Origin of the sequence: Vibrio sp. (genome assembly GCF_047973365.1) — a bacterium.
Classification (GTDB): Bacteria; Pseudomonadota; Gammaproteobacteria; order Enterobacterales; family Vibrionaceae; genus Vibrio.
Map to the genome: position 1 here is coordinate 1 of NZ_JBKEBW010000174.1, position 11,257 is coordinate 11,257.

At 47.1% G+C, this 11,257-nt stretch carries 14 protein-coding genes and 1 pseudogene; all 15 read left to right on the forward strand.

The window, feature by feature from the left end; genetic code table 11:
* Nucleotides 1-252: 252 nt before the first annotated feature.
* On the forward strand, nucleotides 253-546 hold the full coding sequence (locus ACK5MF_RS19370) for a phage virion morphogenesis protein (RefSeq protein WP_416924142.1): 294 nt from the start codon (nucleotides 253-255) through the stop codon (nucleotides 544-546).
* Nucleotides 543-1,142, forward strand: a complete 600-nt coding sequence (locus tag ACK5MF_RS19375) for a hypothetical protein (RefSeq protein ID WP_416924143.1) — start codon at nucleotides 543-545, stop codon at nucleotides 1,140-1,142. Before ACK5MF_RS19370 ends, ACK5MF_RS19375 begins: the two co-directional genes overlap by 4 nt.
* Before the next feature lie 35 nt (nucleotides 1,143-1,177).
* Nucleotides 1,178-1,387: a DUF2635 domain-containing protein gene (locus ACK5MF_RS19380; protein ID WP_416924144.1), complete on the forward strand. Its 210-nt coding sequence runs from the start codon at nucleotides 1,178-1,180 to the stop codon at nucleotides 1,385-1,387.
* 2 nt (nucleotides 1,388-1,389) lie between these two features.
* Nucleotides 1,390-2,868: a phage tail sheath subtilisin-like domain-containing protein gene (locus ACK5MF_RS19385; RefSeq protein ID WP_416924145.1), complete on the forward strand. Its 1,479-nt coding sequence runs from the start codon at nucleotides 1,390-1,392 to the stop codon at nucleotides 2,866-2,868.
* Nucleotides 2,869-2,895: 27 nt separating this feature from the next.
* Complete coding sequence (locus ACK5MF_RS19390) at nucleotides 2,896-3,246, forward strand: phage tail tube protein (protein WP_416924146.1); 351 nt, start codon at nucleotides 2,896-2,898, stop codon at nucleotides 3,244-3,246.
* Entirely contained in the window at nucleotides 3,246-3,590 is a 345-nt protein-coding gene (locus tag ACK5MF_RS19395) for a phage tail assembly protein (protein ID WP_416924147.1), read from the forward strand. The genes ACK5MF_RS19390 and ACK5MF_RS19395 overlap by 1 nt, the downstream gene beginning before the upstream one ends.
* Nucleotides 3,591-3,603: 13 nt before the next feature.
* The gene (locus tag ACK5MF_RS19400) at nucleotides 3,604-3,732 is read left to right on the forward strand and encodes a hypothetical protein (protein ID WP_416924148.1); all 129 of its coding nucleotides are present in this window, start codon (nucleotides 3,604-3,606) and stop codon (nucleotides 3,730-3,732) included.
* The gene (locus ACK5MF_RS19405) at nucleotides 3,716-5,467 is read left to right on the forward strand and encodes a phage tail tape measure protein (RefSeq protein WP_416924149.1); all 1,752 of its coding nucleotides are present in this window, start codon (nucleotides 3,716-3,718) and stop codon (nucleotides 5,465-5,467) included. The genes ACK5MF_RS19400 and ACK5MF_RS19405 overlap by 17 nt, the downstream gene beginning before the upstream one ends.
* 21 nt (nucleotides 5,468-5,488) lie before the next feature.
* Nucleotides 5,489-6,820, forward strand: a complete 1,332-nt coding sequence (locus ACK5MF_RS19410) for a DNA circularization protein (protein ID WP_416924150.1) — start codon at nucleotides 5,489-5,491, stop codon at nucleotides 6,818-6,820.
* A complete protein-coding gene (locus tag ACK5MF_RS19415) occupies nucleotides 6,813-7,883 on the forward strand; it encodes a phage baseplate assembly protein (protein WP_416924151.1) in 1,071 nt (356 codons plus the stop codon). The genes ACK5MF_RS19410 and ACK5MF_RS19415 overlap by 8 nt, the downstream gene beginning before the upstream one ends.
* Complete coding sequence (locus ACK5MF_RS19420) at nucleotides 7,877-8,479, forward strand: phage baseplate assembly protein V (protein WP_416924152.1); 603 nt, start codon at nucleotides 7,877-7,879, stop codon at nucleotides 8,477-8,479. The genes ACK5MF_RS19415 and ACK5MF_RS19420 overlap by 7 nt, the downstream gene beginning before the upstream one ends.
* A gap of 11 nt (nucleotides 8,480-8,490) precedes the next feature.
* Nucleotides 8,491-8,946 (forward strand): phage GP46 family protein, encoded by a 456-nt coding sequence (locus ACK5MF_RS19425; protein ID WP_416924153.1) that lies wholly within the window; start codon nucleotides 8,491-8,493, stop codon nucleotides 8,944-8,946.
* Nucleotides 8,936-10,003 carry a baseplate J/gp47 family protein gene (locus ACK5MF_RS19430; RefSeq protein ID WP_416924154.1) on the forward strand — a complete coding sequence of 356 codons (1,068 nt, stop codon included), beginning with the start codon at nucleotides 8,936-8,938 and terminating at the stop codon, nucleotides 10,001-10,003. Before ACK5MF_RS19425 ends, ACK5MF_RS19430 begins: the two co-directional genes overlap by 11 nt.
* The gene (locus tag ACK5MF_RS19435) at nucleotides 9,988-10,611 is read left to right on the forward strand and encodes a YmfQ family protein (protein ID WP_416924155.1); all 624 of its coding nucleotides are present in this window, start codon (nucleotides 9,988-9,990) and stop codon (nucleotides 10,609-10,611) included. Before ACK5MF_RS19430 ends, ACK5MF_RS19435 begins: the two co-directional genes overlap by 16 nt.
* Nucleotides 10,611-11,257 (forward strand): annotated as a pseudogene (locus ACK5MF_RS19440) (hypothetical protein); the annotation flags it as partial. The gene ACK5MF_RS19435 and the pseudogene ACK5MF_RS19440, both read left to right, overlap by 1 nt.

The window sequence follows — 11,257 nt, forward strand, 5'->3', positions numbered from 1 at the left end:
AGACAGCCGTAGAAATGATTACATGATGTTGTCCCTCCTGGACTTTCAAAATACCACTACGGCTAATGCGGTATTTTTCCTTTTTACTTGCCTGTGTTTCTAAATTTTTAACTTCATTTGACAGGGTGCTTTTCGCAGTAGAATAGAAACCTGCCGAGAGCGCCCATCCTTGTTGGCTTTAATCCATTCTCACAAAATCTCTGATAATCCCTGAAAATCTCACTCTTTTTTATTTATAGTTACTCATTACATTTGCTCGATTCCATTCAGTACATCGTACAAAAGAACTCGGTACGAATCGGCTCGCCGCTTGCCTATGCCGCCGTACACCAAGATGGATTTTCGGGTGCAGTGCAGGTATCGGCCTACAATAGGCTAATTACTCAAGCATTTGGTAAGGCACTGAAACACCCAGTATGGCAATCAGTAAGTAGCTTTAGCCGCCAAATGGACATCCCACAGCGAGAGTTTTTAGGATTAAGCCGTGAAAACCAAAACGAAATTTATCAAGTCCTTGGTGACTTCTGGCAGGAGCTAATGAAATGAGTCGCCCTGATTTTTACGTAGAAGGCTCCACCGTTTGGGCTGTGCAAGAAATTGTGAAGTACCTGAAACCCAAGCTTGAAGGTACAGAACGTCAGATCGACAAGATACAAACTGTAGAACGCCACATTGGCCGCTTTGATAAACCGGAAGATGTAAAGCGTTGGCTAAGTAACCGTGATGGTAGCGTGCGTATTACCGCGTTGCGAGTCACTGAATATGAAAACACCGCTGGCAGTTTATCTGGCAAGGTCAATTTTGTGGCCTATGTGTTCACCACTGACCAATACGGCTATGAAAAAGACCAACGTTGCGAAGTGGTCGCAGGCCAATTAGTGCAAGCCATTATGCAATTTGGTGCTTTGCCTACAGCCAATGGTAGCGTGGAATCGGTGCGCAGTGACAACTTATACAGTGGCAGCATAGACGAACTGGGCATTGCTATTTGGTCTGTCACCTGGTCGCAGTGGTGGCAACTTGATGTACCTCTAGACCCAGAGACTTTAGACGATTTCATCACCTTTGGTCTTAAAGGCGACATGGGCGACGGTAGCCCACTTATTGAAGGTGAAGTGACGCTTCCACAAGATGAACCTTAACCCCTGAATACGTATTACAACCGAAAGGAACCACCATGAAGATCCATGTAAAACCAACTAACGCGAGCGTCAAGGTGCGTAAACCTGACGGTAAGTACCTAGCCGAGCAAGGCGAAGAAGTCACGAAGTCTGCTTTCTGGGTACGTCGTATTAATGATGGTGATGTTGTTGCTAGTGAGCCAACCCCAACCACAAAACCAAAGAAAGCCGCGGCTGTAGACGCTGCTGCTAAGAAAGGAGAATAACCATGGCATTGGGTAATATTCCAAACGATATTTTGCCGCCTTTGGTATATATCGATATCGATAACAGCCAAGCGCTTTCGGGTACGCCTGCACTTGCGCAAAAGATTTTAGTGATTGGTCAGCAGTTACCAACGGCATTATCTACTCCTCTCAAGATCACCCGCATCGGCACCAGTGAAAGTGAAGCTGATGCTTTGTACGGTAAAGGTTCAATGATTTCGGCCATGCTGAAACGCTTGCGTAAAGCCAATAGCTACACCGATGTGTATGCACTGAACGTGGCAGATTTAGCCGCCAGTTCAGCAAAAGCGAGTGTGACTGTATCGACCACCACGGTAAAAGCTGGGGTTATCGCCTTACTGATTGCCGGTACTTCTGTACAAGTAACAGTAAAAGAAGATGACACCGCAGACGCTATCACTACCGCGATTATCGCTGCTATCAATGAAAATGAATCCTTGCCTGTCACGGCCGCACTTCAAGACGGTGAAACTTCTGTTATTGAAGTGACTTGTAAATGGACGGGGGTGACGGGTAACGACATTGATATGCGTTACAACTATTACGACGGTGAAGTTCTGCCAGCTGGCGTGAGCTTAACATTAACTTCTTTCACTGCTGGTGCAGGTACGCCGGATATGAGCGAAGTGATCGCTGCTATTCCCGACGAATGGTACAACCATATTGCGATGCCATTTAATGACACACAAAGCATGAACGCGCTGCGTGATGAACTGGTGTCTCGCTATGGCCCACTCAAAATGATTGAAGGCATTGCCTATACCGCGTTCCGTGGCACGTTTGCCGCCACAGGTACTTATGGTGATGGCCGTAACGATTACCTCTTTACTTGTATGGGCACCAATAGTTCACCACACCCAACGTGGGAATGGGCCGCCTCTTACTGTGGTATTGCGGCGTATCAATTGGGTATCGACCCAGCTCGCCCACTGCAAACCTTAGTGCTTCCGGGTATTTTGCCGCCGAATAAAGAAGACGTATGGGACCAAACCGAGCGCAACTTACTGCTGCATGATGGCATTGCGACCTATACCCGCACACCAGGTGGTGAATGTGCGATTGAGCGTGAAGTGACTATGTACAAGGTCAACACCTATGGCGACCCAGACCCAAGTTACTTGGACATTACCACGCCAGCCACGTTGGGCTACCTGCGCTATTCATTGCGTGTGATGGTCACTAACCGTTACCCACGCCATAAATTAGCTGGTGATGACGTGTTGCCAAAACTTAACCCGGGTCAGCCAGTGGTGACACCTAAGCTGATGTGCAATGCTATTTTGGAACTGGCCGATACCGATTGGGTGCCCAATGGGTTGGTGGAAGATTTTGAAGGCTTCAAAGAAACGTTAAGCGTTTATCGTGATGACAGCGATGTGAACCGCTTGAACTGTGTGTTTAAACCAGACCTTGTGAATCAGTTGCGTGTGTTTGCCGCATTGATGCAATACAAGCTGTAACCCCGATTAATCAAAAGGAGAACGCAAATGCGAATTCTTGGTGAAGTGGTTGTTCGTAGTAATGGCAACCAACTAAAAACGAAAAAAGGCTCAACGCTTAATCCGGGTGGTTATACCTATACCGATCATATTGGGCCTGGTGTTAGCTGGGGAGCCTCGCGTGAATATACCGCCCCGACTATGCAAGTAACGATTGCTGCCGCTGAAGATGTGGATGTTGCTGAAGTCAATGCCATTGAGGCAGGTACGCTAACTTGGGAGGGCGACAACGACATAGATTACATGATGACAAACTGTTCACCTCAAGCGCCGTTTCAATTGACCGACTCGGGTGAAATTACTGGCACCTTCCGCGGTAATAAGGTGGAGCGAATCTGATGGCGATCATGACGTTTAATTTAACGCATGGCTACAAGGCGGGTGAAACCACCCACCTTGAAGTTGGATTGCGTGAGTTATCCAGTGGCGACTACATCGATGCACAGCTAGCGGCGGAAAAAGTCGTGATGCAAAATGGTGTCGCTGTCGCTTATACCTCAGATGTGATGTATGGCTTAGAGCTTTTGATGCGACAAGTTGAATTCATTGGCAGTGTACAAGGCCCGCTTTCTATCAAGGAACTGCGCAAGCTGCATGCGGATGATTTCAACTTACTACAGCAAAAAGCCAGTGAGTTAGACCAACTTCTGATTAAGGAGTTAGAAGCTCGGGGGCGATCTTAAGGTACTGGCTGACATGGGCGAGTTTTTTCAACTCGCCATTGCTTCTAAAGTGCCATTCAGTACCACCACTTCTATGCCTCTGCGCAATTTGATACGCATCTACCACAAAATAAGAGATATGAGCCATGGCGAAACGTCTTGAAACTGACATTGTTCTTAACCTCGCAGGTAACTTAGCCAACAAAGCCAAGCAGTATGGTAACTCCATGACTCAGTTTGCGCAGAAAAACCAACGCGCCATGACGTTAGTTAAAACCACTACTGCGGCAGCTGGCCGTGGTATTGACCGTTTAGGTAATCGCTATGTGGGGATGGCAACCGCGTTCGCGACAGGTGCAACCGTTCGCAACGTCGCTGCCTTTGATAGCCAAATGACGCGCATTGGTACTAACGCTAAGTTAAGTGCAGATGAAGTTGACGGGTTAAAGCAATCGGTTCAAGACATCTCAAATAATAAAAACATTCGTGTCGATGCGGGACAATTGGCGTCTGGTGTCGATGTGCTGCTTGGCAAAACCGGTGATCTGAAATTTGTCACAGATAACTTAGAAAATATGGGCTTGTTTATGCAGGCATTCGGTGCGGATGCTCAATCAACAGGCGCATTATTTGCCCAGTTTAGAGAAAAAGGTATTACCGAGTCTGAAGCCGTGATGGATACCATCGACAAACTGTACGGTCAGTTTGCAATTGGTAGTGTCAGTGTCAAAGATCTTGCGGGTATTTCTGAGCAGCTCTTTGCCACTTATCAAGGTAAAGGCCCTGAAGCAATTCAACAAATGGGCGCGCTCGTTCAGTTGTTTGCGAAAGCTAAAGGCAATGCCAATGAATCGTTAACCTCTATCCAAGCGGTATTCGCTACCTTTTCAGATAAAAAGAAAGTTGAGTTTTTAGATCAGCAAGGCATTGAGGTGTTTAAGAAAGGCACCAAAGAGTTGCGAGAACCTGCCGAGTTATTACTGGAAATTTTAGATAAAGCAAAAAATGACCCATTGAAATTAGGTGATGTATTCGACCAAACATCATTGCAAGGTCTGGCATCTCTATATAGTTCAGACAACAAAGCGCTATTGAAAGAGATGGTTTCTGATACTACAGATGTGGGAGCAACCCAGAAAGCAGCGGCCACCAATGCAGCTACTTTTGATAGTGCGCTCACCTCCCTAAATAACTCTTTTGAAAAGTTCGCTAACATGCGACTCGCTGAGCCGATCCAAGATTTAGCGGATGCCATTAATAGTGTTGATGATGACACCATTCAAAACTGGCTAGATTGGGGCGAAGCTGCTGCGTGGGCATTAGGCGGTTTAGTCGTTGCGAAAAAAGGCTTAGATATTGCCGCATCGGTTAAAGGTGTATTCGGTAAAGGTGGCATACCTGGTTCGGGTGGCGTCGGTGGCAAAGGAGGTTTTGCAGACTTAGGTGCAACCCCTGTTTATGTCGTGAACATGCCAGCGGGTGGTATGAATAATTCTGGCACATTGGGCGGTGGGAGTAATAAAGGAACCAAAGGAAGCAAAGTGAAGTCTGCCGCAGGTAAAGCGCTTGCAGCTACGATTCTATACCCTGTTGTCGAGTCTACTATGGATGCATTAATTGGTGATACTGCATTTGGCAAGTGGGCGCAAAACACAACATTAGGTGATCTATTTTCTAGTGATGATAAAGAATCAAAATCTGTCACTCAAGCCGTCAAAAATTATCAAACCAATGATGGCTCAACACCTACCACCTTACCTTGGATGATGGCCCCGCAACCACTAGGTATTGGCGGCAATATTAAAGTCGATATTGGTGTCAGCGATGACCGCATTACTAAGAAAGTCACTGGCAACATTCCAGGCATCAGCCTCAACCCAGATTCTGGCATAAATTAACCCACCATAAAGGAGCTTTAAATGGCATTTGAAGAACGTTTAACGGCCTCTTTTCGTGGGGTTGAATTCCTACTTGAAGGTGCGGATGGTGAAAGTGGCCGCCGTGCCATTCCTCATGCTTACCCTAAAAAGGAAAGCGGCTGGGCGGAAGACAACGGCAAGGTGCTGCAATCGGAAAAAGTCACTGGTCGCGTTCTTGGTGATGATTACGTCACCCAACTGCAAAATATTCTCGATGCACTGAATCAGCCAGGGCCTGGCGAACTCATTCATCCTTGGTTTGGCGTGCGACAAGTTCAAATTGGTAAGGTGAGCCATAAGCTGCTTATCAATAAAGACCGTACCGCGAGCATTAGTTTTGAAGTGTTTGAGGTGGGTGAAAACCTCTTTCCTTCAGCCCAATCAGACACCGCCAGCGACTTGCAAGCCAAAGCAGAACAATCTCAAGATGCTGCCAACTCTACCTTTGAGGGCTATTTTGATGTCGATAATGTGGAAGGCATTGGCGGCATGGTGGATCAGTTCTTAGATGATTTAGACGAGTTCACTCGTGGCTTACCATCATTGCCAAGTGAATTGCGTGAATGGACAAACCGCTTGATTCGTACCAAAGACTCGATTGGTAACTTACTGGCTTACCCTGGTGATTTGGCGGTTGAAACCATGGGCTTGCTTGAAGATGTGAAATCTGTAGTCACTGACCCAATTCGTGCCCTTGATGTGTATACCCAAGTGCAAAATCGTTGGGATGGTATGCGCGCAGAATTGGCAGTAACTGGAGGTTTAAGTAGTGGTATTTCAAGCTCTGATGGTATTGCTAGTTCTGTGCCATTTACGGCTAACTCAAAAAAGAAAGCGGCGATTACCCAAAACAGTGAAGTGTATAAACAGCTGATTTTAAACTCTGCCACCATTTCTAAAGCGGCTGCCCTTGGCGCTTCGGATCTTAACCAGGATACGGAAGCCGATGACAATGTGATTGCCTCGTTAACGGGTGCGGAGCGTTCTGCCATTTTGACTGGCCCACAGCTGAAAGCGATGGGTAATGGTGTAGCAAGTGAACTGGCCGTATTTGCTGAGCAAGCTGTCGAACGTGGTGATTCATCACTCTGGCGTTCTTTGCGTGCGTTGCGCCAGTCTGTGTTGTCTGACACTCGTGCTCGCGCAGAGCAGCTGCCCCAACTTTCTGTTTATACCCCGAATCAAACCATGCCTGTGTCTTATGTGGCGTGGGCTCAAACTGGTGATACGGAAAACCGCCAGTCGATTATTCGCCGTAATGGGCTTTCACATCCTGCCTTTGTTACTCCGTCTCAATCGGTTGAGATTATTGGGGAGAATAACAATGGATAAAATCACCTTGAAAGTTGATGGCCGTGTTTATGAGGGCTGGACTAAGGTACAAGTCACTCGTGCTATGGATAGCATGGCGGGCTCATTTGAGCTGTCTTTGACTTGGAAATGGATGGATGAGCGATACCAAGCACAGACGGCCCCGATTCAACAAGGTGAAGCTTGTGTTGTTGAGATTGGTGGTGAGCGTGTGATCACCGGTTACATTGATGACTGGATCCCAAGTTACGATGATGAACAAATCACTATTTCAGTCAGTGGCCGCGATAAAACCGCTGACCTTGTTGATTGCTCTGTGGTGCATTCAAGCGGCCAATTCAACAACCAGACGTTAACGCAAATTGCTAGAACGGTGTGTAAGCCATTTGATATTGATGTGATCGTGAATACGGATGTGGGCGCAGCATTCCAACGTGTACAACTTGAGCAAGGTGAAACTGCCCATGAACTGCTTGCACGTTTAGCAAAACAGCGTGGTGTTCTACTAACTTCTGACACGTTCGGTAATTTGGTGATCACGCGTACTAGCAAAGAAAAAGCAGGCACCGCTTTAATTCTCGGCCAGAACATTCTTGCCGCACGTGGGCGTTTCTCATGGCGTGATCGCTTTAGTCAATTCACAGTGAAATCCACTGGCCCAAGTTTCGGTGAAAAATGGGACGGCGCTGGCTTGTCCTCCGTTGGTGGAATAAAAGCGGAAATCACGGATGAGGAAATCACTCGTTATCGACCAATGATCATCATCAATGAAGAAATCGCTACTGCTGATGGTGCGAGTAAGCGCGGTCAGTGGGAACGCCAGCGCAGCATTGCACGCTCGAACAGTGCGGAATACACAGTAACAGGTTGGCGCATTCCTGATACGGGCAAGTTGTGGAACTTTAACCAGTTGATTCAAGTAACAGACCAAATATTTGGTATTGATAAAGAGCTACTGATCAAGGCAGTGATGTTTAGCGAAGATGAGTCTGGGCGGTTAGCTGTGATCAGTGTTGTTCCTAAAGAAGCAATGGATATTCCAGCTCAAGTGGAAAAGAAAGCAAAGGTGGCAACCAAATGGTAACTGAACGCTACATTCAAAAGCTGCTGGCCCCGATTCGCCGTAAGATTATGGGCAGCATTGGCCGTGCGTTAGTGACGGGGGTTATTGAGGATTTGCAGCGCCAAAACATTCAAGTTCAGATCCATGCGGATGAGTCTGCCGATAACATCGAGCGCTTTCAAAATTATGGCATGAGTTCAAACCCACCGAAGAATTCAGAAGCGGTATTGGTTGCGCTTGGCGGTGACTTAGCCAATTTGGTTGCCGTGGCCGTGGAAGATAAAAATTGTCGCCCAACAGGTGAAAGTGGCGATGTTTTTTTATACCATCAAGAAGGTCACAACATCCGCCTCACTAAAGACGGCAAGCTAATCATCACAGCAACTGAGGTGATTTATAACGCGGCGTCTTCTTTCACTATCATCTCACCAGAAACATTAATTCAAGGCCCCTTGCATGTGACGGGTGGCATCTCGACAGATTTAGGTATTTTTGCTTCTGGCGGTATTACGTCAGCCAGTTTGGTTAGCGGTAGCGACTTAACGGCTGGCAGTTTTTCTTACCTTGGTCACTATCACAAAGCAGGAAGCTCGAACACGACACCGCCTATTGGCTAAAGGTTTTTATGATGAACATCGCACAAAGTATGACTCAGCTATCCAATGTCATCATTGAAGGTGATGTCGATAGTACGATTTCAAACCTTGTGCTGATTTCTTTGTTTACTGATGCTCGCGCTAATTCTTCTGACAATATTCCTGATGGTACAACCGATTTACGTGGTTGGCCGGGTGATACTTTCTCAGATAAACCTTGGAGTTCTAAGCTCTGGCTACTCTACCGTGAAAAACTGACCACTGATGTGCGTAACCGCGCGGTGAAATATGCGGAAGATGCACTGGCATGGATGCTTGTTGATGATGGCAATGGCCGCATGGCTCGCAAAGTCTCTGTGACGGGTTCCATTCCTCGCTTTCAAACCCTTGCGTTAACCATTGTGATTTCAAAGCCTGACGGTAAGGAAATCACCTTAACTGTGTCTCGTGCTTGGTCTGCTACTCAGGAGTTTATCTATGCCGTTTAACGTTCCTACTCTTCGACAACTGATTGAATCTGGCAAGCTGGATATTGAGGCATCACTTGATCAGGTGTTGCCTAAGTTTGGTATTGAGCTTGCACTAAATAGTGCGGTCAGTGGTTCGTTACGTGATGTGTACGATTACCAGTCTTGGATTGTTCGCCAAATTATTCCGACCTCTGAATCTGAAGACCAAACCATTCTTGATACGGCACGAACGGAAGGCGTGATCCAAAAGCTTGCCACGGCAGCAACTGGGCCTGTTACGTTAATTGGTGATGTGCCTGTGCCACTGGATACGCAATTGATCCATAGTGATGGCCGTTTATATACCGTGGTGCTGTCTAACGCGCCTATTGATGGTGAAGTGCTGGTAACAGTTGAGGCTAATGAGCCAGGTGCTGACGGTAATATCGATGATGGTGAAACTTTAACGCTGGTTTCAACTGTGCCAGGCATTCAACCTAACGGTACAACGGGCGAGATTTCCGGCGGTGCCGATTTAGAGCCAGTTAATGAAGTATTAGATCGTTTGTTGTTCCGTAAGCGTAACCCTCCAATGGGCGGTGCTGTACATGATTATGTAGCGTGGTGTCGTGAAGTGGCTGGCGTGACTCGTGCATGGGCGTATGACCGTTATCAAGGTGGCTCGACGGTTGGTTATGCGTTTGTGTTTGATGGACGTGAAGACATCATTCCAAACAGCACCGATATTGCCACCATGGATGCTTATATTTATCGACATTCTGACCCAGCCACGGGCGCGGATGTTGGTCGACCTGCGGGCATAGAACCTATCAATATCAATCTTCAATTGTTAACAACTGACTTGGAGATTGGATTAACACCAGACTCTTCCGAGCTTCGTAAATCGGTTCAGACCAGTTTGAATTCTTACTTCAAGACTTTATCACCTGGTCAAACCTTACTGCTTAGTGCCGTTCGTACTGCGATTGGTGGCACGGAAGGTGTAACAGACTACACGCTTGATCTCGATGTTGATGTACCAGCTGCCGCAAACCAATTACATGATTTAGGGGTTATCACATGGGCCACAGCGTAGCAGCATGGACTAACTCTTTAATACTGCAAATGCCTCGTGGTTTGATTTGGAACTACGAGCCAAACAGCACGCTGTATAAGTACGTTGCGGGTTATGCGCCACGCCTAGAAGCCGTAGAAACAAATGCGGACTTACTGCTTGATGAGATGCGACCTGAAACCTGCGTACAAACACTGCCAGAATGGGAAGCCTATTTAGGCTTGCCAGAATGGGAAGCCTATTTAGGCTTGCCAGAATGTAATGTTGCTAACCAAGGCTTTGAATCACGCCGTGACGCTGTGATTGAAAAGTATCACCGCAAAGGTGGCCTTCAATCGTGGAACATTGAAAAGCTTGCTGCTGATTTAGGCTTTGAAATTGAGGTGCAAGAAATCTTTCCACACCACTGCTTACGCGGCTGCACATATCCACTTTATGAAGAGCGTTATCGCCACGTTCTTCGTATTAACGTCTATGGCATCACCCAAGCGTATGCCACCTGTTTAGATAACTGTTTAACCCCGTTGGTATTACAAACCGCCGCTATTCTTGAGTGTACGTTAAACACCATCAAGCTAGGCGGTAAATACTACGAATTTGTTTACTACTATGATGAGGAAAGCGTTTAATGCATCCGTTAAATAACAGCTCACAAGTCACGGAAGCGCCAGCCCCCAAACCTCGAATTGGTACGCCTGGTTACTTCTCTGAATCCAACGACAGCGGCGCACCAAGCTACCCTGGTGCAGCCTGGTTTAACGCCAATATTAAAGAGTTCATGAATGCGCTCAGTGCGTCGGGTGTGGAGTTCGATCCAGATAGGTTTGATCATTTGGCGCGTGTGTTCAGTGCTAATGGTAGTCAAATGGCACCTTGGCGCTCTGACCGCACCTACAAACAAAACGAAACATGCACCACATTCAATGCAAATACAGGCGAGCTAGAAATCTGGACATCATACGCCCCAGCCGACAACACAGGCAACGACCCGCAAGACCCAGCGAACCGACATGATGAATGGCCAAATTTCCCAACGCCGTGTTGGTGGATAAAACACCACGCCGTCGAGCCGGGCACGCCAGTTTATTGGTTAAGCGATGACATTCCAGAAAATGCGCTGCAAATCATGGATACAGACATCGATGCAGGGTTCTATCATCGTATTGCAAAAGCGTATCCGTCACTGGTTGCCGATGGAAAAATAAACCTAGCTGACATTCTCGGGCGCTATGTTCGTGTCGCTGATGGTGTGGATTATCTGGTGAATAGTACGCA